This is a genomic window from Amycolatopsis sp. w19 (genome assembly GCF_051373225.1).
GTDB lineage: Bacteria > Actinomycetota > Actinomycetes > Mycobacteriales > Pseudonocardiaceae > Amycolatopsis > Amycolatopsis japonica.
On the sequence record NZ_JBPQFM010000009.1, the window covers coordinates 52,616 to 79,178 of the forward strand.

Consider the following 26,563-nt stretch of genomic DNA (forward strand, 5'->3'; position numbering starts at 1 on the left):
CTAGCGCCGAAGCGCCGCCGGCGCGGCCGCCGGAACCGCGGGATTCTTCGGCGCGATCGGTTCGAGCCGCGCGTACGGCGAGTCCTGCGACGGCCTGCTGTCCTTTTCGCCCTTGTTGGGCCAGAACGAGAAGGCCCGCTCGGCCTGCGCGGTGATGGTCAGCGAGGGGTTCACGCCGAGGTTGGCCGTGATCGCCGAACCATCCACAATGGACAGCCCGGGATAGTTGAAGACCCGGTGGTATGGGTCGATCACGCCGTTGTCGGCCGTCGTGCCGATCGGGGCGCCGCCGATGAAATGCGCCGTCAGCGGGATGTCGAAGATCTCGCCCCACGTGCCGCCCGCCATGCCGCCGATACGCTCGGCGGTGCGGAGGTTGGCCTCGTGCCCGGCGGGGATGAAGCTGGGGTTCGGCTCGCCGTGGCCCTGCTTGGACGTGTACTTGCGGCGTCCGAAGAGCCCGCGTTTGGTGTACGTGGTGATGGAGTTGTCGAGGCTCTGCATCACCAACAGGATCACCGTGCGCTCGCTCCAGCGGTAGCCGTTGAGCAGCTTCACGGTCTGGACCGGGTGCTTGACCATGAAGTTCACGGCCTGACGCCAGCGCGGGACCGCCGAGTCGCCTTCGGTGGCGATGGTCTGGAGCAGGCTCATCGCGTTGCTGCCCTTGCCGTAGCGGACGGGCTCGATATGCGTGTTGTCGTCGGGGTGGATCGACGACGTGATCGCGACGCCGCGGCTGAAGTTCCGCTCCTCGTCGACCGACGTGCGGGCGGCGCCGATGATGGCCTCGGAGTTCGTGCGGGTCAGTTCGCCGAGACGCGGCGAGAGCTTCGGCAGCTTGGCCGTGTCGCGCATGCTGTGGAGCAGGTTCTGCGTGCCCCACGTGCCGGCCGCGAGCACCACCTGCCCCGCGGTGAGCTTGTGCCGGAACTTGCGCGAGGTGGTCCCGGTCTTCTTGATGCTCACCTCGTACCCACCTGCGTTTAGCGGGCTAATCGCGCTCACGGTGGTGAGGGGGATGACCTGCGCGCCGTCCTTCTCCGCGAGGTAGAGGTAGTTCTTGACCAGCGTGTTCTTGGCGCCGACGCGGCAGCCGGTCATACAGGCGCCGCATTCGGTGCAGCCGGTGCGCGCCGGACCCGCGCCGCCGAAGTACGGGTCCTCGGCGCGCTCCCCCGGCTTGCCGAAGTACACGCCGACGGGCGTCGGGTGGTACGACTCCGGCACGCCCATGTCCTCGGCGACGCCCTTCATGACGACGTCGGACGGCGTGACGCTGGGGTTGGTGACGACGCCCAGCATCCGGCTGGCCTGGTCATAATGCGGGCCGAGCTCGGACTCCCAGTCGGTGATGTGGGACCACTGCGGGTCCACGTAGAACGGCTTCAGCGGGCGGTACAGCGTGTTCGCGTAGACCAGCGAGCCGCCGCCGACGCCCGCGCCGGCGAGCACCATGACGTCCTTGAGCATGTGGATGCGCTGGATGCCGTAGCAGCCGACCTGAGGCGCCCAGACGTAGCGGCGAAGGTCCCAGGACGTCTTCGCGAACTCGTCGTCGGCGAAGCGGCGCCCCGCCTCGATGACGGCGACGCGGTAGCCCTTCTCGGTCAGGCGCAGGGCGGCGACACTGCCGCCGAACCCGGAGCCGACGACGATCACGTCGTAGTCGAAGTCGTCTTCAGTGGTGGTGTTACTCGCAGTCACACCCTCGACTGTAACTCCGGCCACCCCTTCTGACCAGAGGTAAGTTACTCGCCGGTTACCTTCCACTCGGATGGTGCATGCTCGGACACGTGATCGACGATTTCGCGAAGGAATACCTGCACAGTGACCTGCGAGAGATCCGGGAGGCGATGCTCCGGAAGCTCGACGGGCTTTCCGAGTACGACGTCCGGCGTCCGCTGACTTCGACGGGGACCAACCTTCTCGGCCTGGTCAAGCACCTGGCGGCATGGGAGGCCCGGTACTTCGGCGAGGTTTTCGATCGACCGTTCCCCGGGGTGATCCCTGAGCGCGGGACCGACCTGTGGGCGACCGAGCACGAAACCCTCGAGGAGATCATCGGCCGCTATCGGCGCGTCTGGGAGCACTCCGACGCGACGATCGCCGCGCTTCCCATCGATGCGCCCGGACGCGTGCCGTGGTGGCCGAGTCCCGACGTGATGCTGTTCAACATCCTCGTCCACATGCTCACCGAAACCAGCCGGCACGCCGGCCACGCGGACATCCTGCGAGAGCACCTGGACGGCTCCGTCGACCTTGCCCCCACCAAGGACCCTGCCTTCTGGAAATCCCGCCATTCCGAAATCACCCGCGCCGCCCGGGCGGCCTCAGAGCGCCTTTAGCGGGCTAAACGCGACACTGGTGGGGCGCATGGGACAGGTGTGACCGGTGGGGCACGTGAGCAAAGAACGGCCCGGATCGCGTTTAGCGGGCTAAACGCGATCCGGGCCGGGAAGCGAGGGTCAACGGCGAACGGTCAGGCCCACCCGCTGGAACTCTTTCAGGTCCGAGTAGCCCGTCTTCGCCATCGCGCGGCGAAGCGCGCCGAAGAGGTTCACGACGCCCTCAGCGTCCGAAGACGGCCCGAACAGCAGCGTCTTCAGGTCGACGGCGTAGTCCGGCCCCAGCGCCACGCGCGAACGCGGCAGCGACGGGTGCGCGGCCGCCGACGTCCAGTACAGCCCCTGCCCCGGCGCCTCGGAGGCGGCGGCCAGCGGCGCGCCCAGCATGACCGCGTCGGCACCGCAGGCGATGGCCTTGGCGATGTCGCCGGACGTGCTCATCCCGCCGTCGGCGAGCACGTGGACGTACCGGCCGCCGGTCTCGTCGAGGTAGTCGCGGCGCGCGGCCGCGGCGTCGACGATCGCGGTCGCCATCGGCGTCCCGATCCCGAGCACGCTGTCGGTGCTCGTCACACCGCGGCTGGCCCCGTGGCCGACGATGACGCCGGCCGCGCCGGTGCGCATCAGGTGCATCGCGGTGCGGTAGTCGCTCACGCCACCCGCGATCACTGGGACGTCGAGCCGCCCGATGAAGTCCTTCAGGTCCAGCGGCTCGGCGTCGCGCTGGACGTGCTCGGCCGAGATGATCGTGCCCTGAACGACGAGGATCTCGACGCCCGCCGCCAGCAGATCCGGCGTGAGCTCGGCGGCGTGCTGCGGGCTGACCCGCGCGGCCACCGTGACCCCGGACTCGCGGACGGTCTTGATCGCCTCGGTCAGCAGGTCCAGCCGGATCGGGGCGGAGTGCAGCTCCTGCAGCTCACGCACGATCGCGGTCGGGTCCTCGGTGTCTTCGGCCGCCCGGACGAGGCGGAAGATCGCGTCCTCGACGTTCGGGTGCCGCGCCCAGAGCCCTTCGGCGTTGAGGACGCCCAGCCCGCCGAGCTCGCCGACGGCCACCGCGGTTCCCGGCGACACGATCGCGTCGGTGGGGTGCGTGACCAGCGGCAGCTCGAACCGGTACGCGTCGATCTGCCAGGCGGTGGACACGACCGAAGACGACCGGGTGCGCCGCGACGGCACGATCTCCACGTCATCGAGGTCATACGCCCGCCGCGCGGTGCGGCCCATGCCGATCTCGACCAGATCCCGCACGTCAAGTCCCTTCTCACCGACGACCGTTACACCCCATTGTCGCTAGGCCGCGTGGGTGACCTGCGCACGGGGCACCCGAACCGGGCCGGAAGTCACACCAGCCCCAGGTGCCCCACCCGTTTCACGTTTAGCCCGCTAAAGGCGCTCTGGGGGTCTTGGGGTCAGAACGAGACCTTTTCGACGGAGTCGGTCCGGAGGACGGATTCCTGCGCGAAGGCCTTCTTGTAGTCGGTCCGGATCTCCTCGATCTCGCGGTTCGCGTCGCGATCGGTGAACGGGTACACGACGACGATCACCCTCGACCTCTCCCGCGAGATCACGCCGTCCGAGCCGCGCCACTGGCCGCGTCCGGTCAGCTCGGTGAACCCGTCCGGGAACCTCGGCGTGACGGCCTTGTCGGTGAACGCGGTGAACTCGGCGTCGGTCAGCTCCCCGCCGCCCGGCTTCGTCGTCCCGAAGTACAGCTCGGTGCGCTTCCACAGCTCACCCGGCGACGCCTGGAGAGCGACGGCCTCGGGTGCGGACGGCGCGGCGGAAGCGGTGGGGACCGCGGAAGCCGCCACCCCGCCGCCGAGCCCGAGGGCAGCGGCGGCGAAGACGGCGAGCGCGGTTCGGCGCGACGTGAAAGACATCGGGTTCCTCCCAGGAGACTTGATCAGCGGGCCAAGTCTCCCGGGAACGGAACCGGATGGGTAAGTGTCCTAAGGGGCGGACTAACGGGTGGTGTAGTTCGGCGCCTCGACGGTCATGGTGATGTCGTGCGGATGGCTCTCCTTGAGCCCGGCCGCGGTGATCCGCACCAGCTGCGCCTCCTGCAGCTCGGGGATCGTCGACGCACCCGCGTAACCCATACCCGACCGCAGCCCGCCCACCAGCTGGTGGACGACGTTCGCGAGCGGCCCGCGGAACGGGATCCGCCCCTCGATGCCCTCGGGGACCAGCTTGTCCTCGCTCAGCACGTCGTCCTGGGCGTAGCGGTCCTTCGAGTAGGACTTCGCCTCGCCGCGGGACTGCATGGCGCCCAGCGAGCCCATGCCGCGGTAGGTCTTGAACTGCTTGCCGTTGACCAGGATCAGGTCACCGGGCGATTCGGCGGTGCCCGCGAGCAGGCTGCCGAGCATCACCGTGGACGCGCCGGACGCGATCGCCTTCGCGATGTCACCCGAGTACTGGATGCCGCCGTCGCCGATCACCGGGATCCCTGCCGGGCGCGCCGCCTGGTCGGCCTCGTAGATCGCGGAGATCTGCGGTACGCCGACCCCGGCGACGATGCGGGTGGTGCAGATGGAACCGGGGCCGACGCCGACCTTGATCCCGTCCGCGCCCGCGTCCACCAGTGCCTGCGCACCGGCCCGGGTCGCGACGTTGCCGCCGACGATGTCGACGGTTTCGCCCAGTTCCTTCTTCAGCAGCGCGACGGTCTCGACGACGGCGCGGGAGTGCCCGTGCGCGGTGTCGACCATCAGCACGTCCACCCCGGCGTCGGCCAGCGCCATCGCGCGCTTGTGCCCGTCCGGGCCGACCCCCACGGCGGCGCCGACGATCAGGCGGCCATTGGTGTCCTTCGAGGCGTTGGGGTACTGCTCGGTCTTGACGAAGTCCTTGACCGTGATCAGCCCGCGCAGCTTGCCCGCACCGTCGACGATGGGCAGCTTCTCGATCTTGTGACGGCGCAGCAGCCCGAGCGCGGCCTCCGCGGTGACGCCGACCTGTGCGGTGACCAGCGGCAGCTTCGTCATCACCTCGTGCACCGCGCGGGTGTGGTCGACCTCGAACCGCATGTCGCGGTTGGTGATGATGCCCACGAGCGTCCCGGCGGCGTCCGTGACGGGCACACCGGAGATCCGGAACCGCGCGCACAGGGCGTCGACCTCGGCGAGGGTGTCCTCGGGCGAGCACGTGACCGGGTCGGTCACCATGCCCGCTTCGGAGCGCTTGACGACCTCGACGGCGGCCGCCTGGTCGTCGATCGGCAGGTTGCGCTGCAGCACGCCCATCCCGCCCTGGCGCGCCATCGCGATGGCCATCCGGCCTTCGGTGACCGTGTCCATGGCGGCGGAGACCAGCGGGATGTTCAGGGTGACGTTGCGCGAGAGCCGGGTGCGGGTGCTGACCGCACTGGGCACCACGTCGGACTCGGCCGGCAGCAGCAGCACGTCGTCGAAGGTCAGCCCGAGCATGGCGAACTTGCTCGGGACGGGGGCGGTGACGCTGTCGCTGGTCATAGCAGGCGAAGGGCCTTCCTGGCGGTGATGGAGGGAAGCCGCCGTGGCTGGTGGCATCGTGGCGGGGGCCTGCTCCTCATGATATCCGGGCCGGGCGGCCGCCCGGCCCGGGTGGGCGCCCGGTAGCGTGCAGGCGTGCCGCAAGATGCGTTGCCCCCAGACCCGTTCGCGGATGACCCGGACGACCCGGCCCGCGCGTTCATCGACGACGCCGACCGGCTCGACGAGCCGATCAGCGACGAAGAGCGCACCGAGTTGCTGGCCGACCTCTCCGATCTCGCCGTGTACCAGGCGCTTCTCGAGCCGCGAGGAGTACGCGGGATCGTGGTCGACTGCGGTGAATGCGACGAACCCCACTATCACGACTGGCATCTGCTGCGCGCCAGTCTCGAGCAGCTGCTCGCCGACGGCCGCATGCGGCCGCACGAGCCCGCGTTCGATCCGAACCCCGGCGACTATGTGAGCTGGGACTACTGCCGCGGCTTCGCGGACGGTGTCACAGCCAACGAAAGCGCCTACTGAGCGCGTTTAGCCCGCTAAACGCGATTTGAGCCGGAAAGAGAAAGGGCCTGGTGAGAGATCTCACCAGGCCCTTTCGGCGTTCTGGGGTGTTACGGCGTCTCGACGGCGGCCGCGGGAGCCTGCGCCCCGGCACCCGGCGACGGTTCGTTCCGCGAGCCGCCCGGGTCGTTGCCCGAGGCCGGCGGGGTGGTCGACGTCGTGGGCGGCGGAGGCTCACTGGTCGTGGTCGGCGGAGTCGGCGAGGGAGTCGTGGTGCCCGGCAAAGTCGTGCCGGGGTTGCCGCCTCCCGGCAGCGACGTCGGCGGGGCCGTCGGCTGCGTGGTGGGCTGCGGGGTGGTCGCGACCGGAGTCTGCGAAGGCGACTGCTGATCCGGAGGCAGCGGCTGCTGACCGGGGTTCTGCAGCTGAGCGCTCAACTGACGGTGCTGTTCGAGCAGCTGATCGCGGTTCTCTTCGTCGGTCACCTGGTTCAGCGCGGCCTGGGCCTCGTCGAGCGCCTTGCGTGCGTCGTCGAGGCGCCCGCCGGCGAGCGCGAGGTTGGCCTTCTCGAGATCGAGTTTGGCCGCCGCGGCGGCCTCGACCGACCGGGCATGGTCGGCGTAAAGCACCTTGGTCAGGCCCCAGAGAGTGTCACCAGGCTGCGCGTCCTTCGCGGCGAGACCGGTACCGGCGAAGGCGATGGCCAGGACGGCCGCGGCGGCGGCCACCGGGACCAGCAGCCGGCGTCTTCCCCCGTGTTTACGGGCGAGCGCGGCGGTCTTCACGGTGACGACGGCGGTGTCGACGTCGACGAGTTCCGCCAGCGGTTCGCTGTCGATGTCACGACGCCAGGCCAGCAGCAGGGCGTTGAGCTCTTGGTCGCCGAGGTCGTCGGCCATCTTCGGATCCGAGCCGCCGAGAGCGTCGAGCAGCGCGTCATCGGCCTGAACGGCCGACAGATCCGCGGCGAACTCGGCTTCCGAGGGCGTCAGCCCTCTTTCGAAAGCCGTCAGTTCACGATCGGTCCCAGGGGAGAACCGACGGTCGCGATCGGTCACTCAGATCACCTCCTCAGCGGCCAGAACCTTACGTAGGCGCGCGAGGGCGCGATGCTGGGCCACCCGGACGGCGCCGGGGGTGGACCCCACGGCCTCTGCCGTCTCTTCGGCGGACAATCCCACGACAACCCGCAGGACCACGATCTCACGCTGTTTGTCGGGAAGGACGCGCAGCAGCTGCGACATGCGCTCGTTCAGCTCGCCTTGGAGAGCACGCTGCTCGGGACCGACGCCGCCCTCGACCTCGTCGGGGACCTCGGCGACCGGCTCGGCGCGGTTGCGGGCCGCGGCGCGATGCGCGTCGGCCACCTTGTGCTGGGCGATCCCGTAGACGAAGGCCAGGAACGGGCGGCCCTGATCACGGTACGAAGGCAATGCCGTGAGCACCGCGAGACACACCTCCTGAGCAACGTCGTCTGCGGAAGCGAACGAACGCTCCTGCCTGCCAACCCGAGCGCGGCAGTACCGCACTACCAAAGGACGGATGGCCGCCAGCAACCGCTCGACCGCTTGAGGATCACCCTCAACAGCAGCGGCGACCGGCTCATCCAGTCCGTCCCCCACATTGGCCATCGCAGACAACAGTCCCAGTGTTACGTATAGGCGTGCAAAGAGTCCGGCGTGTGACTTCGGAGACCACTACCGGTGACAGCTACCGTACCGCCCGGGTCCGACACCTTCACTGACGGCCGTCATCGGCGCGCCGCCTTTCCGGCGAGCACGCTGAACCCGGGTCCTTCCTGGTTCCCTTCGCTCGTAGTCGAACTTTCAACGAGCCAGAACGCAGTGGGGTACGACGGTCCGCCCGGAGGCGGACTCGCTCGGGCAAGAGTGCCCGAGCGTCGAACATAAAAGCGCGAAGCGTGACAGGGAACACAGGTACGGGCCAGGGGTACTCCCCCGGCCCGTTCGTCACCCGTTGTGCAATCTGACCGATGAAATCAGGAAAGCGTTGTCAGGAAACAAGTCCACGGCGAAATCCGTGGGCGACCGCCTGTGCGCGGTCCCGAACGCCGAGCTTGCGGAACAAGCGGCGCGCGTGGGTCTTCACGGTGTCTTCGGACAGGTACAGCTCGCGGCCGATCTGTCCGTTGCTCTTGCCCTGGCTCATCCCGCGGAGCACCTGGAGCTCGCGCTCGGTGAGCTGGACGCCGGGGTCGGATGGCTGGCGCGGCGCCGGCACCGAGGTGCTGGCGAGCGTGTGCGCCAGTGCGGCGACCAGCTCGGGACGCGAGGCGTCCCAGCGCAGGTAGCCGCGCGCACCGCCGGCGATGGCGGCGGCGATGCTGCCCGCGTCGTCCGGGGCGCCGAACACGATCACGTTCGCTTGGGGGTTCGCAGAGACGAGCCGCCGGGTGGCTTCGACGCCAGTCGGGACAGCGCGCTGGGTTCCGACCAGCACGACGTCGACCGGCTGACGGGAGTACCGGGCCAGCAGCTCGTCACCGTGCGCTACGCAGTCGATGCGACTGACCCCTGGGACCGCGGACATCACTCGAGTGAGCCCTTCGCGGACACTGCGTCGGTCGTCGCAGATCAAGACCGTCGTCACGGGGTTTCCTTCCTGCAGCCGGGTGACATTCCACTTCCCCTATCGGACGCTTTAGCCCGAACCTTGACACGATCCGGTGGCTTTTTTTGAAAGTTCTTAGCCCGGTTGCCGGAATGGGCCCTCCAACAGGCTAGACGCCCTCAGAGGGGGACCCACGGAGATTCCCGGGCGAGCCACCTCCCGCAAGGATCCGCATGCCGTAACACTGCGTGCAACAGTTCGGCACTTCTGGATCGATACTCATCGGCGTGTCCTGCCCCGAAGTCCGCCTCGAGCAGGCACGCCACCCACAGAAGTGAATTGAATTCGTATTTCTCGGCGGTTTCGCGCGCGCTCTCTACCAGCGCTTTCGCACGATCCCGCTCAGCGGAACCGCCATTCGCGATCGTCACGGCGAGTACAAGGCTCGATTTGACGACATGTCGGCACGCACCCCTGGCATACGCGGTTTCCCACGCCATTTCCGCCGGCGCGATGGCCGCCCCGGAAATGTTACCCGCCAGTTCGATTTCCGCGCCCACCCAACCGGCCCTGGTCCGGGTCCGCCAGTTGCCGCAGTGCACGTCCGCACTCGCGACCAACCGCCGAGCAGCGGTCAGCCTGCCGCGCCCGAGATTGTCCGCCGCGAGCCCCAGAAGGGCGTCCGCCCGCGCGCCCTCGGCGTCCAGACCATCCGGGTCGGGCTCGCCTGGCGGCTCCGTGATCACCAGCGCGAGCGCCTCGCCGTCGAGGACGAGGGCCGCCGCGTGCCCGCCCAACTGCCGCCGATGCGACGCCAGCGTGCTCGCGGCCAGCGACGCGAACACCGGGCCACCGTTCGCGCGCAACCCGTTCAGCAGCGTGGCCGCCGCCGCGTACCGGCCGCGGGCACCGAGCCCGATCGCGGCGAGCAGCCGTCCGCGAGGCGACGCGGGCACCGCGAACGGGCTCGGCGGCGGCACGCCGTCACCGAACGCGGCGGACCGCAAGGACGATTCCATGCGTCCTTTCTATCGCCTCGCACCGACAAGAACGTGCTCGATCCGGTCGGCTGCGGTCGTCAGTTCGCCGAGCAGTTCGATCTTGTCCGGGAGCGTGGCGGGATCCCAGCCGGGACCGCACGCGAACAGCCTGCTGCGCTGACGGCCGCGGGACACCCTGGCGAACAGGCGCGGGTCCGCGGTCGCCCGCCGCCCCGACCACAGGACGACCGCCGCCGGGACACTGCGGCGGACGGTCACCGCGAGCACTTCGGCGGGCAGGGACGCCCCGAACAGCTGGGCGCCGATCCGACGTCCCGCCAGCGCCGCGGCGAGGGCGTACATCGGCATGTTGTCGCGCTCGTCGGGGACACAGGTCAGCAGGACAGGGCGTTGGTTACGCGGCTCGCGGAGCACTGGTGTCGCGCGGACGAGGGCGGCGTACACGCATTCGGCGAGCAGGTACTCGACCTCCGCTCCGGCGCTCACTCCGCGCCAGCGCGCACCGAGTGCGGTCAGGACCGGCGACACGACACCGGTCCAGGCGGGCAGGACGCCGAGTTCGCGGATCGTGTCGGCGAGCATGCGCTGGACCGCGCCGAAATCCATCGCGAGAGCGGCCGTGCTCAACCGCCTGGCGAGGCGGGACGGGACGTCGTGATCTTCGGCGGCCGGCGCGGCGGCCTGCTCCGCCACTTGGACGACGGCGGATTCCGGGGGCTCCGTCGCCATCCTGGGCATCTGCTCGAGTGCGTACTTCGCCGCTTCGGCCGTCGAGGCACCGCGAAGGAGCGCGCGCTGCATCAGTTCGAGACGGCCGATGTCGGAGCTGCCGTAGCGGCGGTGACGGCCGTTGGTGTGGCGGCTCGGCCCTACGCCGTATCTGCGGTCCCAGGTGCGCAGGGTGGACGGTGCGACCCCGAGCCGGCGAGCGACGGAGGCCACCGGCAGGGTGGGTTCTTCACTGCTGGTCCGAGATCCCACTCGACCCAATATCCAGGCAGGCCGGGAGAGGGGCAACCGGAGCGGAAAGTACGGCTCACACATCCGGGGGATGCCTAACGGCTGAATCGTCTTGAATCTCTTGAACAAGTATTGGCGCGCTTCTAACGTTACCGCCGTTGCACCGAATGGAGTATCCGCAGCGCAGCAGAGCAGGTAAACGCTTCGACCGGATGACGGAGGCGGTCAGGATGGCGGACACACGCAGGCTCCCGGGGCCCAACGCGGATGTATGGGACTGGCAGCTCGAAGGGTCGTGCCGAGGCATGGACAGCGCGTCCTTCTTTCACCCTGACGGCGAGCGCGGGCCGGCCAGAGCCCGCCGCGAGGCGCGGGCCAAAGCCGTGTGCCTGGCCTGCCCGGTACTGGCGATGTGCCGGAACCACGCACTCGCCGTGCACGAGCCGTATGGGATCTGGGGCGGGCTGTCGGAATCGGAACGCGAGCACATCATCAAGGCGGACAAGCGCCAATTGAGCATGTCGAACGGCTGATCCGGCCGGGTCGGCAACGCGGAAGGGCGGCATCCGGGTGGGGTGCCGCCCTTCCGCATGTCCGGGCACCGGATCGCGTTTAGCCCGCGAAACGCAGGTCAGCACGGCCAGGGCACCCGGATCGCGATTAGCCCGCGAAACGCAGGTCGGCGCGGGGGTCCCGTCAGATCGCGGTTAGCCCGCGAAAGTCGCTCTGCCCGCGGTCGCGCCCCTCCCCGGCGCTGGATCGCGTTTCGCGGGCTAAACGCGATCCGGGCGCGGGAGGGGGCGGGACAGCAAAACGGGGCGGCCCTCCGAGTGGAGTGCCGCCCCGTTTCAGGGGTGGAACTAGTGCGCGTGGCCGTGACCGGCCGCGGCGGGCTCCTCCTCGACCGGCTTCTCGACGACGGAGCTCTCCGTCGTGAGCACGAGCCGGGCGATGGAAGCGGCGTTCGCCACCGCGGACCGGGTCACCTTGACCGGGTCGACGATGCCGGCGGCCAGCAGGTCGGTGAGCTCACCGGTGGCGGCGTTGAAGCCGTGCCCCCAGTTCTGCTCCTGGACCTTGTTCACGATGACCGCACCCTCGTGGCCCGCGTTGGTCGCGATCCAGAACAGCGGGGCGGACAGCGCGTCGCGGACGATGCGCACACCGGTCGCTTCGTCGCCCTCGAGGCCGAGGCCGCCGTCGAGCTCCTTGACCGCGTGCACGAGAGCCGAGCCACCGCCGGGCAGGATGCCCTCTTCGACGGCCGCCTTGGTCGAAGCCACGGCGTCCTCGATGCGGTGCTTGCGCTCGTTCAGCTCGGTCTCGGTGGCCGCGCCGACCTTGATCACCGCGACACCGCCGCCGAGCTTCGCCAGCCGCTCCTGCAGCTTTTCGCGGTCCCAGTCGGAGTCGGTGTTCTCGATCTCCTTGCGGATCTGCGCGACGCGGCCCGCGATGTCGTCCTTGGTGCCGGCACCGTCGACGAGCGTGGTGTCGTCCTTGGTGACGACGATCCGGCGGGCGTTGCCCAACTGCGCCAGCGTGGTCTCGGACAGCTTGTGCCCGATCTCGGCCGAGATGACCTCACCGCCGGTGACGACCGCGAGGTCGTCCAGGAACGCCTTGCGGCGGTCGCCGAAGAACGGCGCCTTGACCGCGACGGCGGTGATCGTCTTGCGCAGCGAGTTCACCACGAGGGTGGACAGCGCTTCGCCGTCGACGTCCTCGGCGATGATCAGCAGCGGCTTCTTGGCCTCGACGACCTTCTCCAGCACCGGGAGCAGGTCGGCCAGCGACGAGATCTTCTCGCGGACGAGCAGGATGAAGGCGTCCTCGAGGATCGCCTTCTGCTCCTCCGGGTTGGTCGCGAAGTGCGCCGAGAGGAAACCCTTGTCGAACTGGACACCCTCGGTGATCACGAGCTCGGTCGCCAGCGTGGACGACTCCTCGATCGTGATGACGCCGTCTTCGCCGACCCGCTCGACGGCCTCGCCGAGCAGGGCGCCGATGGCCGCGTCACGCGAGGTGACGGTGCCGACCTGGGCGATGTTGTCGCGGCCCTTGACCGGGGTCGCCTTCTCCTTGAGCACCGCGATGACCTTCTCCGCGGCGGCCTCGATGCCACGGCCGACGGCGGTCGGGTTGGCACCGGCGGCGACGTTGCGCAGGCCGACCTTCACCAGCGACTGCGCGAGCACGGTCGCGGTCGTGGTGCCGTCACCGGCGACGTCGTTGGTCTTGGTGGCGACGCTCTTGGCGAGCTGGGCGCCGAGGTTCTCGAACGGGTCGTCGAGCTCGATCTCGCGAGCGACGGTGACGCCGTCGAGGGTGATGGTCGGTCCACCGAACTTCTTGTCGAGCACGACGTGGCGACCGCGCGGGCCGAGGGTGACCTTGACCGCGTCGGCGAGCTTGTTCACCCCGCGCTCGAGCGCGCGACGAGCGTCCTCGTCGAAACTGATCTGCTTGGGCATGGCCTGTTCCGCTTACCTTCCAGTTCTAAAGCTCGGAAAACACGAACGCCCCGTTCCCCGGCAATGCGGGGCCCGGGGCGTCATGCGCTGAGAGCGGACGTCAGTTGATGACGGCCAGCACGTCGCGAGCGGAAAGGATCAAGTAGTCCTCACCGTTGTACTTCACTTCGGTGCCGCCGTACTTGGAGTAGATGACGACGTCGCCGACGGAAACGTCGAGCGGGACGCGGTTGCCCTTGTCGTCGATGCGGCCCGGGCCCACGGCCAGAACCTTGCCCTCCTGGGGCTTCTCCTTGGCGGTGTCGGGGATGACGAGGCCGGAAGCGGTCGTCTCCTCGGCCTCACTCGTCTGGACAACGATCTTGTCCTCGAGCGGCTTGATGTTCACGCTCACCGGGTTGACCTCCACGGTCGTCGAAAGCGTTGGCAGGATGAGTTACGGCTCCTACCACCCCCGCCGTCGCGGGTGCCGGGGCGTGTTCGGGCCGTGCAATTAGCACTCTAGCCATGTGAGTGCCAGCTTCGCAAGGAGGGTCCGCTCACCTTGTCCGCGAGCCCCTGACCGGCCGTTTTGTTCCGCCCCGGTTCCACCGGAGCGCGTTTAGCCCGCGAAACGCAGGTCGGCGAGGTCGGTCACCAGGGCATCGGGACCGAGGGCGGCGAGGGCCCGGCGCTTCGCCGGCGTCTTCGCGAGAGCGATCGAGGCGACACCGGCGGCGCGAGCGGCCAGGATGTCCGCCGCCGAGTCGCCGACCATGACGCACTGCCCCGGCGACGTGCCGAGCGCCTTCACCGCTGCGTCGAGGAGCGCGGGGTCGGGCTTCAGCCGCGCCGGGTCGCTCGTCGTCCGCGCGCTGATCCCGCGAACGAGCTCGGCGAGGTCGTGCAGCCCCAGGAACGCCCTGACCGCGTCGACGGAGTTGTTGCTGACGATCGTCACCGTGAACCCCTGCGCACGCCAGTCACGCAGCACGTCGGCGACCCCGGGCGACGGCGAGACCTGCGCGACCGCCTCCCCTTCGAAACGGCTGAGCTGCCGCTCGACGACGTTCGCGGCGTTCGGCCCGCAAGAGGCCGCGAACCGGAGCACGTCGAACGGATCGGCCGAGGCGATCACCTCGGGTTCGACGAGGCGTTTCAGCCTGTCGGCCACCTCGCTCGCCGGAAGCCGGGCGAACACGTCGCACACCGGACCGTCGAAGTCGAGGAAGACGTGGTCCTTCTCCCGCAGCAGCTCCCGCACCTCACCCATGCCCCCACCTTGCCACCGACCTGCGTTTAGCCCCCTAATCGCGATCCGGAGGGGCCTTACGGACCAAGCCGGTTTCTGGTTAGGTTCCGACCATTGGGGTCGGTCCTGTTCAGCAGACCTAGTCACTGGGGGTATACGCCCATGCCGCGTCCCTTCCGTCCCGTTTCCCTCGCGCCGCCCCGGCGCCGGTCCAGACGGACCGCCGGGCTCGCGATCCTCAGCCTCACCGCCGGGCTCCTCGCCGCTGTCCCCGCTGAAGCCGCTCCGGCGGATCAACAGCGTCAGCGGGACTTCGCGGCCGCCGCGCGTGAGTTCGGCGTTCCCGAGAACGTCCTGCTCGGCGTCTCGTTCCTGGAATCGCGCTGGGATTTCAACGCCGGCACCCCGAGCACGTCCGCCGGCTACGGCCCGATGCACCTGACCGACCTGCGCGAAGCGGGCACGGGCACGCATCACGACGACGGCGAGGAGGATCCGCGCGGAGACGACGCCCGCACGGCGAAACTCCCGGTGACGCCGGCGCCGAAGCCTCCCCCGCCCGGTCTCCAGACCATCGACGAGGCGGCCACGCTGATCGGCCAGGACGTCGCGACGCTGCGCACGAACACCACGCAGAACATCCGCGGTGGCGCCGCCCTGCTGGCGAAGTACCAGCGCGAAACCGGCGACTGGAGGGCCGCTGTCGCGCGCTACAGCGGCGCGAAGGACGCGGAGGGCGCGCAGTCCTTCGCCGACGAAGTCTTCGACACCATCTCCAAGGGCGTCAGCCGCAGGACCGACGACGGTCAGAACGTCACCCTCGCCGCGTCACCGGTGAGCCCGGCGCGCGCCGAGGCGGAGGCACCGAAGACGGAGTGCCCGAAGAAGGTCTCGTGCCTTTCGGTGCCGGCGCCGTACCAGGAGCTGCCGGACAACGACTACGGCAACCACGACAAGGCGGACCGGCCGAAGAGCCAAAAGGTCGAATACATCATCATCCACGACACCGAGGGCTACTGGGACACGGCGATGGATCTCGTCCGTGACCCGACCTACGTGAGCTGGCACTACACGATCCGTTCGTCGGACGGCCAGATCGCGCAGCACGTGCCGACCAAGGACGTCGCCTGGCACGCGGGCAACTGGTACGTAAACGCGAAGTCGGTCGGCATCGAGCACGAGGGCTTCGCCGCGAAGGGCACTTGGTACACGGAGGCGATGTACCGCACCTCCGCGAAGCTCGTCGGCTACCTCGCGCGGAAGTACGACATCCCGCTCGACCGCGCGCACATCCTCGGCCACGACAACGTCCCCGGCACCATCCCCTCGACCATCAAGGGCATGCACTGGGACCCGGGCCCGTACTGGGACTGGGCGCACTACTTCGACCTGATGGGCGCGCCGCTGTCCGGTTTCGGCCGCCCCGGCTCGCCGCTGGTGACCATCACGCCGGACTTCGCCACGAACCAGCCCGCGTTCACCGGCTGCGAGACCGCGGGAAAGCCTTGCCCGGCAAGGGGTTCCGGTTCGGTCGTGCTGCGCAGCGAGCCGAACGACGCGGCACCGCTGCTGAAGGACATCGGCCTGCGCCCGGACGGTTCGGCGAGCACGATGGCCGTTTCCGACATCGGCAGCCGCGCGGAGACCGGCCAGCGTTACGTGGTCGCCGAGCGGCGTGACGGCTGGACGGCGATCTGGTACCTCGGCCAGAAGGGCTGGTTCCGCGACCAGCGCACGACGAGCCCGGCGTTCGGCCTGGTCGTCACGCCGAAGCCCGGCCTGGCGACCGTGCCGGTGTTCGGTCGCGCGTATCCCGAGGCGGAGGCGTACCCGGCGAACGTGCCGGTGCAGCAGGTGATCCCGCTGCCGTACACGTTCTCGGCCGGGCAGCGGTACTCGCTCGGCAACGTCCTCGGTTCCGAGTACTACTCGGCGACGACGTTCGACCCGGCGAACCACGTGGTCGTCAAGGGCAAGACGAAGTACGTGCAGATCCAGTTCGGACACCGCATCGCGTTCGTGAAGGCGGACGACGTCCGGATCCTGCCCGCCATCTGAACCCGTCCCCGGGGTCAGGAGTCCAGCGCGACCTTGACCCCGGGGGCGTGCTCGGTGTTCCGCCGCGTCTTCGACCAGCCGTTGCGGCCGCGCACCAGCCGGAACAGCGCCCGCCACGACGTGATGTAGAACGTGTAGATGTAAAGCGCGTAGGCGAAGCCCATCCCCAGTCCACGTAGGACATTGCGGCTCTTCAGGCATTTGAACTGGTAGATCGGGCCCCACACGATGAACGGCAGCAGCCCGAACGAGCCGTAGATCGCGAACAGGATCCACGCGCCGTCGTCGGCGAACCAGGTCCACACCTGCGCCGGATCCCCCGCGGTGCTGAAGAGCAGCAGGATGAACGGGATCGGGTACAGCAGCGAGCCGAGCAGCTGCATCCACGGCTGCGCGAGGTAGTACATCATCTCCGCCGCGCCCAGCGTGCTCACGTGCGGCGAATCCCAGATCCGCCGCAGATACCGCGAACACTGCATCGTGCCCTGGCCCCAGCGCGTGCGCTGCACCAGGAATCGACGCAGGCTGTACAGACCTTCCTGTTTCACATGGGAATCCGGCGTGTAGCCGGTCCGCCAGCCCGCGGTCAGCAGGTGCACGCCGAGTTCGAAATCCTCCAGCAGCGAACCGCGCCACGGCTGCTCGTCCGGCCCGGCGATCGAGTCCAATGCGGACAGTCGTGTGAACTGACCGTTGCCGCCCATGGAGATCGTGCCGGTGAACCCGCGCGAGGTCTGGATGGCCGCGATGGCCGTGCGGAACTCGAGATCCTGCATCTGGGCCAGCTTCAGCCCGAACGCGCGGGAGAACCAGTTCTTCCCCGGCGGACGGGTGCCCGCGTTGCCCATCCAGACGTCGAGTTGCACGGCGCCGATCGTCTCGTCGCCGAAGAGATGGTCCGCGGCGCACACCTCGAGGCAGTTCTCCGCCGGCCGTCCGTCCGCGTCGACGACCACGACGACCACGTCGTCACGGCTCGCGTCCGGCCCCATCCAGTCGTTGAGCGCCTGATAGGCCGCGTTGAGCGCGTCACCCTTGCCCGTCCTCGCTTCCGGACGGCGGCGGGGAACGAGGTGCAGATAAGGGTCGTAGCCGCCGTTGCGCCGCCAGATCGACCGGACCACCCGGGCGGTGCGGTCCTCGGAGTCGTCGTCGACGACCCAGACGTGCGCCTGCCGGAACGTCGAACGCAGGTACCGCACGGTTTCCCGGATGACGGTCTGTTCGTCCCGGCACGGGACGAAGAAGTGCCAGGTGAAGTCGTCGGCGTCGCCGACGGGCGCGGGTTTGCGCCGCAGGTACGGCACGACGATCACGACGACGTAGACGATGAAGGCCACGCTCATGGTGAGCGCGAAGGCCTGCGTGATCGCGAGAAGGATCTTGATCGAGCCGCCGCCCATCAGGCGGTCCCGCGTTCGGCGCGGGGCTTGCGGGTGCTCAACCAGACGAACAGGACGAGGGCGACCGCGCCACCGAGGACGCTGACCATCGAACCGAGCAAGGTGTGCCCCCAGTAATAACCCTCGTCGATACCCATCACGTTCACGAGACCGACGATGGCCAAAACCCTCATCTGATTGACAAGAATGACGACGATCGCGGAAATCATCAACGAAGTGAAGAGCCTCTTCGCATTTCCCGGACGGAAATACAACATGACGGCGGTCACCAGGAGCAGCGGTAGCAACATGAATGCCGACGAGCATTCCGGAGTCATTCTTAACCCGAGTGGAGTATCGCCCGACAACCCAAAGTAGACAGTCTCGCGTTCACCGGCGACAAAGACACCCGATGTGGTGACGACCCGCAGTATCAGACCCGAGAGCTGGACCTCGAACACCCGGTACAGACGTTCGGCCAGCACCAGGCCGACCGCGACGGCGATCACCGCCGGCACCGCCATACGCAGGGTAAACCGGTGGTGACTCGGCAAAGGAGCGCTCGCAACGGCCACGGTGACCCTCTCAGGAAAGACGCAGCAGACGACGGGGATCCGGCGCAGCGGACAGGAACTCGCCGACGAGCGTAAGTCAGCGAGAACCGGCCCTTTCGACCGGGGTTCGCATTTCCAACGTGATCATGGGCCCTTTCGGCACGATCGTGGAAAAACTGACTAGGCCGAAAGGGTGAAGCATCCGGCGACCTGCGGGAAATATCCGCAAGACCACCTGATCCGGTGATCCTCGCAGTTTTCTGTTCAATTTAAGAAACACTCGGCGATAGACGATCCGCGAGCCGAGTCAGGCCAGCTGAGGATTCGTCCGCGACGGTTGTGCCTTCGTGCCGACCGCAGATCCAGAGAAACTCCCCCACGAATCAATTCGGAGGACCAGTTGAAGAACACGCACCTCTTGCGACGAGGCGGAGTACTCGCCGCTGTGGTGGCGAGCGTGGCTCTCGCCGGTGCGGTGCCCGCCTCGGCGGCCCCCGGCGACGGCTCCGCGTATGGCGTCAAGGTCGATGTGAAGCTCCTCGGCCTCGACGCGGTGAAGGCCGGGCCGCTCGCCGAGGCGAAGACCTCCGGGCCGACCACCAACAGCCTCGCGAAGGCCGACCTCACCGGTGTGCTGACCGCGGGCGCGATCAACACCGAGGCCAAGCGCGACGACAACTCCGGTGCCGTGACGGCCAAGGCCAGCACCGCCGACGTCGGCTTGCCGCTGTTGAAGGGTGCCCTCGGCGACGTCGGCATCAAAGTCGTCGAAGCCACCTGCACCGCGACCCAGAAGGGTGTGCAGGGCGCTACCAACCTGGTCGGCGCGAACTTCGGCAGCGCGGGCGCGGTCGACGCGACGCCCGCCCCGAACACGCAGATCAAGGTCGGCCTCGGCACGGTCAACGTCGCGACGATCATCCTGAACGAGCAGATCAAGAACCCCGACGGCAGCCTCACGGTCAACGCCATCCACGTGAAGCTGCTCGGTGACGCCCTCACCCCGCTCGGTTCCGGCGACGTGATCGTCTCGTCGGCGACCTGCGGTCCGGCCGGTCTGCCCGTGCCGCTCGCTTCGGGCGCGGGGCTGTGGATCGGTCTCGGCCTGCTCGGTGCCGTCGCCATCCCGGTCGGCATCCGCGTGGTCCGCAACCGGCGTCCGGCGACCACCGCCTGACCAGGGTGAAGTGAGGTCGAAATGTACAAGTTGCCTGGCGCCGGAGTCGGCGTCGCCGGTGGCGGGGTGGGTGCCCTCGCCGCCACCGGGGCCGATGTCGGCTGGTGGCTGGCCGTCGGCGTGATCCTGCTGGTTCTCGGAACCATCGCGGTCATCGCGGGCTACCGCCGCACGAAACGGCTCGGCGAGATGGGGAGCTGACGCTCTCCTGGACGGAACGGCCGCCGGCGTGGGCCCCTCGCACGCCGGCGGCCGGCACCCGCGTTTGTGCGGGACACTCGAATACGTGGATGAGGAGCGCGAACGCGTGGATGTGATGTTGCTGGCCGGGACGCGGCCGGAGGCGGTCAAGCTCGCGCCGCTGGCGCTGGCACTGGCGGAGCACCCGCACCTACGGCCCTTCGTAGTCCACAGTGGACAGCATCCGGGCATGGTCGAACAGGCGCTGATCCCGTTCGGCCTGCCTGTCGACGCCTGGCTCGACACCCCGCCCAGGGCCACCGGCACCCAGGCGGAACTGGTCTCCGGCCTGCTTCCCGCGCTCGACGAGGTGCTGCGACGGGTCGCGCCGGCCGCGATCGTCGTCCAGGGCGACACGACGACGGGACTCGCGGGCGCGCTCGCGGCGTTCTGGCAGGGCATCCCGGTCGTGCACCTGGAAGCGGGACTGCGCACCCACGACCTCGCCGCGCCGTTCCCCGAAGAGGGAACGCGGCAGATGCTCTCGCGCATCGCCGCCCTGCACCTCGCGCCGACGCCGGGCGCCGCGGCCGCGCTGCGCACGGAAGGCGTTCCGCGCCAACGGATCGCCGTCACCGGTAACACCGTCGTCGACGCCGTGATCGCGATCGCCGAACGTGATCTCCCCGCGCGGGACACCGCGCTCGCCTTGCTGGAGATGGAAATCGCCGAGGCGGGTGAGCGGCTCGTCCTCGTGACGTCGCACCGGCGCGAGTCCTGGGGCGAGCCGCTGAGCCGCACGCTCGCGGCCATCGAACTGATCGTCGCGGAACACAGCGACGTCCAGGTGCTGTTCCCGGTGCATCCCAATCCGGCCGTGCGGGATCAGGTGACGGCCGCGCTCGGCGGGACGCCGAGGGTGACGATCACCGAACCGCTCGAGTATCCCGATCTCGTGCGCGCGTTGCGGCTCGCCGAGCTCGTCCTGACCGATTCCGGTGGTATCCAAGAGGAAGCGCCGACGTTCGGTACACCCGTCCTGGTGCTTCGCGACGTCACCGAACGACGCGAAGCGATCGAGTCCGGCTGCGCCTGGCTGGTCGGGACGGACACCGGTCTCATCGCCGACACCGCGGCGAAGATCCTGAGTGGCGATCTGCATCCGACGCACGCCGGAAACCCTTACGGAGAAGGCAATGCCGCCGCGTTGTCGGTGGCGGCGCTGGAGGAACTGCTCAATCTCGCCCCGGCGCCGCGCACCGCCGCCGAATCCCGCTAGATCGAGACGATCTGCACCGGCAAGGCCGGGTTGGCGGAGAAGTCGAGCGAGGCTCGCGGCCGTCCGGCGGCGACCACGTGCGCACCGAGCGCGGCGATCATCGCGCCGTTGTCCGTGCACAGCCGCGGACGCGGGACCCGCAGGGTGATCCCGGCTTCGGCGCAGCGCTCGGCGGCGAGTTCGGACAGTCGTGAATTCGCCGCCACGCCACCGGAGATCACCAGCGTGTCCACGCCGTGTTCCTTCGCCGCGCGGATCGCCTTCATGGTGAGGACGTCGGCGACGGCCTCCTGGAACGACGCGGCGACGTCGTCGACGGGAATGTCCTCGCCACGACGCTCCGAACCCTCGACCCAGCGCGCGACCGCGGTTTTCAAGCCGGAGAAGGAGAAATCGAACTTGGCGTCGCGCGGCCCGGTCATCCCCCGGGGGAACGCGATGGCCGCGCCGTCACCGTTCTTGGCGGCCTTGTCGATAGGCGGGCCGCCGGGGTACGGGAGGCCTAGGACGCGGGCGACCTTGTCGTACGCCTCCCCCGCGGCGTCGTCCACAGTGGACCCGAGCTCGGTGATCTCGGACGCGATGTCGTCCACCAGCAGCAATTGCGTGTGCCCGCCCGAGACGAGCAGGGCGAGGCAGCGCTCGGGCAACGGGCCGTGCTGGAGCGTGTCGACGGCGATGTGCCCGGCGAGGTGGTTGACGCCGTAGAGCGGGATGTCGAGCGCGGCGGCGTACGCCTTGGCGGCGGCGACACCGACGAGCAGCGCACCGGCGAGACCGGGTCCGGCGGTGACCGCGATGGCGTCCACATCGGACAGTTTCAGCCCGGCCTTGGCGAAGGCGCGTTCGACCGTCGGGACCATCGCCTCCAGGTGCGCGCGGCTGGCGACCTCGGGCACGACGCCGCCGAAGCGGGCGTGCTGGTCGACGCTGGAGGCGACCTCGTCGGCGAGGAGTTCGACCGTGTTGTCGTCGTGCAGGCGGACGAGGCCGACACCGGTCTCGTCGCACGAACTCTCGATGCCCATGATGATGCGCGGCATCAGCCCGCCACCTCGTCTCGGACCTGGGCCCGCGGGCGGGCCATCGTGTAGGCGTCGGCGCCGGAAGGCTGGTAGTAGCGCTTCCGGAGGCCGACGCGTTCGAAACCGTGCCGCTCGTAGAGCGTGATCGCCGCGTCGTTGTCGGTGCGGACGTCGAGGAAGACCGGCGCGGCGAGCTCGTCCGCGCGGTCGAGGAGCGCTTTCAGCAGGATGGTGCCGATGCCCTGGCGCTGGTGGCCGGGGTCGACGCCGATCGTGTGGATGCTCGCCTCGTAGTCGCCGCGACGGCCGACGACGGCGAGCCCGGCGTACCCGATGACCTCGTCGGTCTCATCCGGACGGGCGACGAGATAGTGGCCGCCGGCGTCGAGCTCCGCGTGGAAGGCGTAGGCGGTCCAGGGCGAATCGCCGGGGAAGAGGATCTTCTCTATCTCGACACAGCGCGGGATGTCCTTGCGGCGTAAGGGTTCCAGCCTCACGGCGTGGTCACCTTCTTGCGCGCGGCCGGTTCCACGGCGTCGGGGCGGCGGAGGTAGAGAGGGGTGAGCGGCGCGGGCTCTTGGTCGAAGTCCTTGCGCGCGGCCTTGACCAGTCCGAGGGGCGACGGGAAGCGCGGCTCGATCGGCTGGACGCCGAGGGTGTCCGCGTAGAGGAGGGCGCCGTCGCCCGCCGCGACCTTGATGGTGGTCTGGAGGTCCGCGGGCCGCTCGACGTGGGGGCCGTCGGTGCGGGAGCCGTCAGCGGCGTAGGCGGCCCAGTAGACCTCGCGGCGCCTCGCGTCGGTGAGGACGAGGAAGGGCGCTTCGCCGGGGGCGACGTCGGCGGCGATCGCGTCGAGGCTGCAGACCGGGTAGGCGGGGATGCCGAGGGCGTGGGCGAGCGACGCGGCAGTGGCCATACCGGCGCGAAGGCCGGTGAAGGGGCCGGGGCCGACGCCGCAAACGATGGCGTCGAGGTCGCGAAGCGTGACGCCCGCGGCCTTGACGGCTTCGAGGGCGTGCGGCGTGATCAGCTCGCCGTGGGCGCGCGGGTCGACCGTGACGCGGTCGCCGCGTGACTCGAGGGCGTCGCCGTCCAGGGCGACGAGGCCCGCGGTGACCGCCGGGGTCGAGGTGTCGATGGCCAGTACCAGCACGGTTACCCAGCCTACGACCAGCGCCCCGGAGCGCGTTTAGCGGGCTAAACGCGATCGGGTGGCGTGGCCGCTCCCCTGGCGCCGGATCGCGTTTAGCCCGCTAAAGGCGACGCGCACCGGGCGGCCGCCGGGCCCCGCACCCCGCCCACCGGATCGCGATCAGGGGGCAAAACGCGATCTGGCGCCCCTGCCTGCGGATCGCAGTTAGCCCGCTAAAGGCGCTCTGGTGGGCCTCCACCTTCCGGACCCACAGATCGCGATTAGGGGGCTAAACGCAGGTCGGCGGGGGGCATGTGAAGCAGGTCGCTGGGGGCGGGCGGCTTGCGCGGTACGGTTCCGAAAGCGGGGTTCCTTGGCTCCAAGCGCCCCGGCCGGCGGAGTCGAGCAGGAGGTCACACGTGCCCGATCGGTTGTTCCCCACGCTGGCGAGCGGCCCCGACAAGCAGGCGCTCCGCTTCGGCGACACCTCCCTCACCTACGCCGACGTGGCGGCCGTCGCCGGCACACTCGCCCGCGATCTGCCGGCAGGCCGCGTCGCCGTCTGGGCGACGCCCTCGGTGCACACCAGCGTCGCCGTGATCGCCGCCCTGCTCGCGGGCGTCCCCGCCATCCCGCTCAACCCCAAGATCGGCGAGCGCGAACTCGCGCACATCCTCACCGACAGCGAACCCGTCCTCGTCCTGGCCGAGCCGGGCGTCGACCTGCCCGCCGGTCTCGACGGACTGCCGCGACGCGACATCGTTCTCGAAGGCGCACCGGTCGATCTCCCCGCGGAACCGGACGCCGAAACCCCGGCGCTGATCGTCTACACCTCCGGCACCACCGGCCCGCCCAAGGGCGTCGTACTCCCCCGGCGCGCGATCGCGACCACACTCGACGCGCTCGAGGACGCCTGGGCATGGACCGCCGACGACGTCCTCGTCCACGGACTCCCGCTGTTCCACGTGCACGGCCTGATCCTCGGCATCCTCGGGCCGCTCCGGCGCGGCGGCTCGGTCCGGCATCTCGGTCGCTTCTCCACCGAAGGCGTCGCACGCGAGCTCGCCACCGGCGCGACGATGATGTTCGGCGTCCCGACGATGTACCACCGCATCGCGGGCGAAGTCGGCGAAGACCCGTCGCTCGCCAAGGCATTGAGCAGCGCTCGCCTGCTCGTGTCCGGTTCGGCCGCGCTGCCCGTCCACGACCATCAGCGCATCACCGCGGCGACCGGCAGGCGCGTGATCGAGCGCTACGGGATGACCGAAACCCTCATGAACACCAGCATTCGCGCGGACGGCGAGCACGTTCCCGGAACCGTCGGTGTCCCGCTGCGCGGCGTCGATCTGCGCCTCGTCGACGAAGCGGGCGAGCCCGTCGAGGAGGTCGAGACCGTCGGCGAGATCCAAGTCCGCGGCCCGAATCTGTTCACCGAGTACCTCAACCGCCCCGACGCCACCGAAGCTGCCTTCGACGACGGCTGGTTCCGGACCGGCGACATGGCGACCCGCGACGCGGCCGGGTACGTGAAGATCGTCGGCCGGAAGGCGACGGATCTGATCAAGAGCGGCGGCTACAAGATCGGTGCGGGCGAGATCGAGAACGCGCTCATGGAGCATCCCGGTGTCGCCGAGGTCGCCGTGACCGGCGAGCCCGACGACGATCTCGGCGAGCGCATCGTGGCCTGGGTGGTGCCCGAGGGAGAACGTCCGGCGGAGTCGGAGCTCGCCGACCATGTCTCACGCCTGTTGTCGCCGCACAAACGGCCTCGAGTGGTCCGCTATCTGGAAGCGTTGCCGCGCAACGACATGGGCAAGGTCATGAAGCGGGCGCTCGGATGAGCAGGCCCTCGGCGCGGTCTGTCATCAAGGAGATCGCGACCGGTTTCGAGGACCTGGACGTTCCTCGTTCCGAGGAGCCGGACGACGGGCCGATCGACTGGCCGGGTTATCGCTCGGCGCGCGAGGCCGCCGAGGAGCGGACCGGTGAGAGCGAGTCCGTGCTCTGTGGGACCGCCATGATCGGCGACGTCGAGGCGGTGGTGATCGCTTTCGAGTTCGGCTTCCTGGGCGGCTCGATCGGCAGGCGGACCGGTGATCGCGTCGAGGCGGCGTTCGCGCGGGCCGTGGCGTCCCGGTTGCCAGTGGTGTCGCTGATCGCGACCGGCGGCAGCCGCATGCAACACGGGATGCGGGCGCTTTCGCAGTTGCAGCGCATCGCGCGGGCGGCGGCCGGGGCTCGGTCGGTTCCGCAGATCTCGGTGCTGCGCGATCCGACCACGGGTGGCGGCTGGGCGACGCTCGGTGCGAGCGCCGACGTCGTCCTCGCACTGCCCGGGGCGCAGGTCGGCTTCGCCGGTTCTCGCGTGCGGCCCGCCGGCGCGTCCGCGGAGGCATACACGGCAGAGGCGAAGCTCGCGTGGGGCCAGGTCGATCAGATCGTGACGCCGGCCGACCTTCCTTCGGCGTTGGAACGGTGGCTGCGCCTGCTGACTTCGTCGACGGCGGACGCCGCCGAGCCGCCCGGAGCGCTCGGGTCTACGGACCTGCCCGACAGTGGATGGGACGCGGTCCAGGCGGCACGCTCCGCTAAGCGACCGAAGGCTGCGGAGTACCTCGACGCGCACTTCGACTGGCGAGAGGAGCTCTCGGGCGACAGGTGCGGCGGAGTCGACTCGGGCGTCTTGTGCGGCTTCGGCTGGCGAAGCGGCCGAGCGATCGCGTACGCGGCACAGTGCGGAACGGCGACGCTGCCCGCGGGGTTCCGGACCGCGGCGCGTCTGGTGCGGCTCGCGTCGAGGCTCGGAATCCCGGTGCTCACCCTCGTCGATACCCCCGGAGCGGCGAACGACGAGGCGGCCGAACGGGCCGGTGCGGGCGCGGCCATCGCGGAGTTGTTCGAGGCGGTCGCGAGCGCGGCCGTGCCGATCACGACACTGGTGATCGGGGAAGGCGGATCCGGAGGCGCGCTCGCGTTCGCGGCGCCGGGGGCGACCTGGGTGACACCCGACGCGTACTTCTCGGTGACGTCGCCCGAGGCGGCCGCGGCGATCCTCAAGCTGCCCGCCGACGAAGTCCCCGCACTCGCCGACCGACTGCGGCTACGCCCCCAAGACCTGGTCGACCTGGGAATCGCGCGTTCCGTCGTGCGCCCCGCGGATCGCGATTAGCCCGCGAAACGCAGGTCTCCCCGCACAGATCGCGATTAGGGG

General features: G+C 69.4%; 26 protein-coding genes. 9 read left to right on the forward strand and 17 right to left on the reverse strand.

Annotation, left to right across the window (positions count from 1 at the left end; translation table 11 throughout):
* Nucleotides 1–1,707 carry a GMC family oxidoreductase N-terminal domain-containing protein gene (locus ACSMFO_RS19355; protein WP_436459985.1) on the reverse strand — a complete coding sequence of 569 codons (1,707 nt, stop codon included), beginning with the start codon at nt 1,705–1,707 and terminating at the stop codon, nt 1–3.
* 77 nt (nt 1,708–1,784) lie between these two features.
* Between ACSMFO_RS19355 and ACSMFO_RS19360 the strand changes: the two genes are divergently transcribed.
* The gene (locus ACSMFO_RS19360) at nt 1,785–2,348 is read left to right on the forward strand and encodes a DinB family protein (RefSeq protein ID WP_436459986.1); all 564 of its coding nucleotides are present in this window, start codon (nt 1,785–1,787) and stop codon (nt 2,346–2,348) included.
* Nucleotides 2,349–2,468: 120 nt separating this feature from the next.
* Here the strand turns inward: ACSMFO_RS19360 and ACSMFO_RS19365 are convergent, their stop codons facing one another.
* From ACSMFO_RS19365 to guaB, 3 genes are all read right to left on the reverse strand, one after another.
* Nucleotides 2,469–3,602 (reverse strand): GuaB3 family IMP dehydrogenase-related protein, encoded by a 1,134-nt coding sequence (locus tag ACSMFO_RS19365; RefSeq protein WP_034304399.1) that lies wholly within the window; start codon nt 3,600–3,602, stop codon nt 2,469–2,471.
* Between the two features lie 161 nt (nt 3,603–3,763).
* A complete protein-coding gene (locus tag ACSMFO_RS19370; RefSeq protein ID WP_436459987.1) occupies nt 3,764–4,234 on the reverse strand; it encodes a DUF3574 domain-containing protein in 471 nt (156 codons plus the stop codon).
* A gap of 81 nt (nt 4,235–4,315) precedes the next feature.
* Nucleotides 4,316–5,827, reverse strand: a complete 1,512-nt coding sequence (guaB, locus tag ACSMFO_RS19375; protein ID WP_038519695.1) for an IMP dehydrogenase — start codon at nt 5,825–5,827, stop codon at nt 4,316–4,318.
* Between the two features lie 135 nt (nt 5,828–5,962).
* Here guaB and ACSMFO_RS19380 point away from each other — a divergent pair, with 135 nt between their 5' ends.
* Nucleotides 5,963–6,349 carry a DUF5319 domain-containing protein gene (locus ACSMFO_RS19380; protein ID WP_005166667.1) on the forward strand — a complete coding sequence of 129 codons (387 nt, stop codon included), beginning with the start codon at nt 5,963–5,965 and terminating at the stop codon, nt 6,347–6,349.
* A gap of 89 nt (nt 6,350–6,438) precedes the next feature.
* Here the strand turns inward: ACSMFO_RS19380 and ACSMFO_RS19385 are convergent, their stop codons facing one another.
* The 5 genes from ACSMFO_RS19385 to ACSMFO_RS19405 all read right to left on the reverse strand — a co-directional run bounded on the left by ACSMFO_RS19385 (nt 6,439) and on the right by ACSMFO_RS19405 (nt 10,842).
* The gene (locus tag ACSMFO_RS19385) at nt 6,439–7,386 is read right to left on the reverse strand and encodes an anti-sigma-D factor RsdA (protein WP_073847346.1); all 948 of its coding nucleotides are present in this window, start codon (nt 7,384–7,386) and stop codon (nt 6,439–6,441) included.
* Nucleotides 7,387–7,959, reverse strand: a complete 573-nt coding sequence (locus tag ACSMFO_RS19390) for a sigma-70 family RNA polymerase sigma factor (protein ID WP_026467317.1) — start codon at nt 7,957–7,959, stop codon at nt 7,387–7,389.
* 382 nt (nt 7,960–8,341) lie between these two features.
* On the reverse strand, nt 8,342–8,938 hold the full coding sequence (locus tag ACSMFO_RS19395; RefSeq protein WP_003073605.1) for a response regulator transcription factor: 597 nt from the start codon (nt 8,936–8,938) through the stop codon (nt 8,342–8,344).
* A gap of 140 nt (nt 8,939–9,078) precedes the next feature.
* A complete protein-coding gene (locus ACSMFO_RS19400) occupies nt 9,079–9,918 on the reverse strand; it encodes a hypothetical protein (RefSeq protein ID WP_436459988.1) in 840 nt (279 codons plus the stop codon).
* A 9-nt stretch (nt 9,919–9,927) separates the two neighbouring features.
* A complete protein-coding gene (locus ACSMFO_RS19405; protein ID WP_174492115.1) occupies nt 9,928–10,842 on the reverse strand; it encodes a MerR family transcriptional regulator in 915 nt (304 codons plus the stop codon).
* Nucleotides 10,843–11,090: 248 nt separating this feature from the next.
* Here ACSMFO_RS19405 and ACSMFO_RS19410 point away from each other — a divergent pair, with 248 nt between their 5' ends.
* Entirely contained in the window at nt 11,091–11,393 is a 303-nt protein-coding gene (locus tag ACSMFO_RS19410; protein WP_034305019.1) for a WhiB family transcriptional regulator, read from the forward strand.
* A 327-nt stretch (nt 11,394–11,720) separates the two neighbouring features.
* Here ACSMFO_RS19410 and groL read toward each other — a convergent pair whose 3' ends face one another.
* From groL to ACSMFO_RS19425, 3 genes are all read right to left on the reverse strand, one after another.
* Nucleotides 11,721–13,334 carry a chaperonin GroEL gene (gene groL, locus ACSMFO_RS19415; protein ID WP_436459989.1) on the reverse strand — a complete coding sequence of 538 codons (1,614 nt, stop codon included), beginning with the start codon at nt 13,332–13,334 and terminating at the stop codon, nt 11,721–11,723.
* A 100-nt stretch (nt 13,335–13,434) separates the two neighbouring features.
* On the reverse strand, nt 13,435–13,728 hold the full coding sequence (gene groES, locus ACSMFO_RS19420) for a co-chaperone GroES (protein ID WP_007031106.1): 294 nt from the start codon (nt 13,726–13,728) through the stop codon (nt 13,435–13,437).
* A 207-nt stretch (nt 13,729–13,935) separates the two neighbouring features.
* On the reverse strand, nt 13,936–14,586 hold the full coding sequence (locus ACSMFO_RS19425) for an HAD family hydrolase (protein WP_436459990.1): 651 nt from the start codon (nt 14,584–14,586) through the stop codon (nt 13,936–13,938).
* A gap of 141 nt (nt 14,587–14,727) precedes the next feature.
* Between ACSMFO_RS19425 and ACSMFO_RS19430 the strand changes: the two genes are divergently transcribed.
* Nucleotides 14,728–16,623 (forward strand): N-acetylmuramoyl-L-alanine amidase, encoded by a 1,896-nt coding sequence (locus ACSMFO_RS19430; protein WP_436459991.1) that lies wholly within the window; start codon nt 14,728–14,730, stop codon nt 16,621–16,623.
* A 14-nt stretch (nt 16,624–16,637) separates the two neighbouring features.
* On the opposite strand, the gene ACSMFO_RS19435 is transcribed toward ACSMFO_RS19430, so the two are convergent.
* Both ACSMFO_RS19435 and xrtP read right to left on the reverse strand, forming a co-directional pair.
* Nucleotides 16,638–18,026 carry a glycosyltransferase gene (locus tag ACSMFO_RS19435; protein WP_350575952.1) on the reverse strand — a complete coding sequence of 463 codons (1,389 nt, stop codon included), beginning with the start codon at nt 18,024–18,026 and terminating at the stop codon, nt 16,638–16,640.
* A complete protein-coding gene (gene xrtP / locus ACSMFO_RS19440; RefSeq protein ID WP_436459992.1) occupies nt 18,026–18,529 on the reverse strand; it encodes an exosortase P in 504 nt (167 codons plus the stop codon). The genes ACSMFO_RS19435 and xrtP overlap by 1 nt, the downstream gene beginning before the upstream one ends.
* Before the next feature lie 430 nt (nt 18,530–18,959).
* Between xrtP and ACSMFO_RS19445 the strand changes: the two genes are divergently transcribed.
* The 3 genes from ACSMFO_RS19445 to wecB all read left to right on the forward strand — a co-directional run bounded on the left by ACSMFO_RS19445 (nt 18,960) and on the right by wecB (nt 21,195).
* Nucleotides 18,960–19,736, forward strand: coding sequence for a choice-of-anchor P family protein (locus tag ACSMFO_RS19445; RefSeq protein ID WP_436459993.1), 777 nt, complete (start codon nt 18,960–18,962; stop codon nt 19,734–19,736).
* Nucleotides 19,737–19,757: 21 nt separating this feature from the next.
* A complete protein-coding gene (locus ACSMFO_RS19450) occupies nt 19,758–19,937 on the forward strand; it encodes an LPXTG cell wall anchor domain-containing protein (protein WP_007031099.1) in 180 nt (59 codons plus the stop codon).
* A 106-nt stretch (nt 19,938–20,043) separates the two neighbouring features.
* Complete coding sequence (gene wecB / locus ACSMFO_RS19455) at nt 20,044–21,195, forward strand: non-hydrolyzing UDP-N-acetylglucosamine 2-epimerase (protein WP_436460093.1); 1,152 nt, start codon at nt 20,044–20,046, stop codon at nt 21,193–21,195.
* On the opposite strand, the gene tsaD is transcribed toward wecB, so the two are convergent.
* From tsaD to tsaB, 3 genes are read right to left on the reverse strand one after another with little or no spacing between them, the layout of a single operon-like run.
* Nucleotides 21,192–22,238: a tRNA (adenosine(37)-N6)-threonylcarbamoyltransferase complex transferase subunit TsaD gene (gene tsaD, locus ACSMFO_RS19460; RefSeq protein WP_436459994.1), complete on the reverse strand. Its 1,047-nt coding sequence runs from the start codon at nt 22,236–22,238 to the stop codon at nt 21,192–21,194. The two genes, wecB and tsaD, sit on opposite strands and share 4 nt — an antisense overlap.
* Nucleotides 22,238–22,717 (reverse strand): ribosomal protein S18-alanine N-acetyltransferase, encoded by a 480-nt coding sequence (gene rimI / locus ACSMFO_RS19465; RefSeq protein WP_436459995.1) that lies wholly within the window; start codon nt 22,715–22,717, stop codon nt 22,238–22,240. The genes tsaD and rimI overlap by 1 nt, the downstream gene beginning before the upstream one ends.
* Nucleotides 22,714–23,373: a tRNA (adenosine(37)-N6)-threonylcarbamoyltransferase complex dimerization subunit type 1 TsaB gene (gene tsaB, locus ACSMFO_RS19470; protein WP_436459996.1), complete on the reverse strand. Its 660-nt coding sequence runs from the start codon at nt 23,371–23,373 to the stop codon at nt 22,714–22,716. Before tsaB ends, rimI begins: the two co-directional genes overlap by 4 nt.
* 398 nt (nt 23,374–23,771) lie before the next feature.
* Between tsaB and ACSMFO_RS19475 the strand changes: the two genes are divergently transcribed.
* Both ACSMFO_RS19475 and ACSMFO_RS19480 read left to right on the forward strand, forming a co-directional pair.
* Nucleotides 23,772–25,193 carry an acyl-CoA synthetase gene (locus ACSMFO_RS19475; protein ID WP_436459997.1) on the forward strand — a complete coding sequence of 474 codons (1,422 nt, stop codon included), beginning with the start codon at nt 23,772–23,774 and terminating at the stop codon, nt 25,191–25,193.
* Nucleotides 25,190–26,521, forward strand: coding sequence for a carboxyl transferase domain-containing protein (locus ACSMFO_RS19480; RefSeq protein ID WP_436459998.1), 1,332 nt, complete (start codon nt 25,190–25,192; stop codon nt 26,519–26,521). The genes ACSMFO_RS19475 and ACSMFO_RS19480 overlap by 4 nt, the downstream gene beginning before the upstream one ends.
* Nucleotides 26,522–26,563 lie beyond the last annotated feature (42 nt).

Bases quoted from the DNA above. Each gene is read 5' to 3' on its own strand.
- tsaD (WP_436459994.1), bottom strand. From the start codon at position 22,238: ATGCCGCGCATCATCATGGGCATCGAGAGTTCGTGCGACGAGACCGGT.
- ACSMFO_RS19390 (WP_026467317.1), bottom strand. From the start codon at position 7,959: ATGGCCAATGTGGGGGACGGACTGGATGAGCCGGTCGCCGCTGCTGTT.
- ACSMFO_RS19480 (WP_436459998.1), top strand. From the start codon at position 25,190: ATGAGCAGGCCCTCGGCGCGGTCTGTCATCAAGGAGATCGCGACCGGT.
- ACSMFO_RS19430 (WP_436459991.1), top strand. From the start codon at position 14,728: ATGCCGCGTCCCTTCCGTCCCGTTTCCCTCGCGCCGCCCCGGCGCCGG.
- ACSMFO_RS19400 (WP_436459988.1), bottom strand. From the start codon at position 9,918: ATGGAATCGTCCTTGCGGTCCGCCGCGTTCGGTGACGGCGTGCCGCCG.
- ACSMFO_RS19450 (WP_007031099.1), top strand. From the start codon at position 19,758: ATGTACAAGTTGCCTGGCGCCGGAGTCGGCGTCGCCGGTGGCGGGGTG.
- guaB (WP_038519695.1), bottom strand. From the start codon at position 5,827: ATGACCAGCGACAGCGTCACCGCCCCCGTCCCGAGCAAGTTCGCCATG.
- ACSMFO_RS19425 (WP_436459990.1), bottom strand. From the start codon at position 14,586: ATGGGTGAGGTGCGGGAGCTGCTGCGGGAGAAGGACCACGTCTTCCTC.
- ACSMFO_RS19360 (WP_436459986.1), top strand. From the start codon at position 1,785: ATGCTCGGACACGTGATCGACGATTTCGCGAAGGAATACCTGCACAGT.
- xrtP (WP_436459992.1), bottom strand. From the start codon at position 18,529: ATGGCGGTGCCGGCGGTGATCGCCGTCGCGGTCGGCCTGGTGCTGGCC.
- ACSMFO_RS19410 (WP_034305019.1), top strand. From the start codon at position 11,091: ATGGCGGACACACGCAGGCTCCCGGGGCCCAACGCGGATGTATGGGAC.
- ACSMFO_RS19435 (WP_350575952.1), bottom strand. From the start codon at position 18,026: ATGGGCGGCGGCTCGATCAAGATCCTTCTCGCGATCACGCAGGCCTTC.
- ACSMFO_RS19370 (WP_436459987.1), bottom strand. From the start codon at position 4,234: ATGTCTTTCACGTCGCGCCGAACCGCGCTCGCCGTCTTCGCCGCCGCT.
- groL (WP_436459989.1), bottom strand. From the start codon at position 13,334: ATGCCCAAGCAGATCAGTTTCGACGAGGACGCTCGTCGCGCGCTCGAG.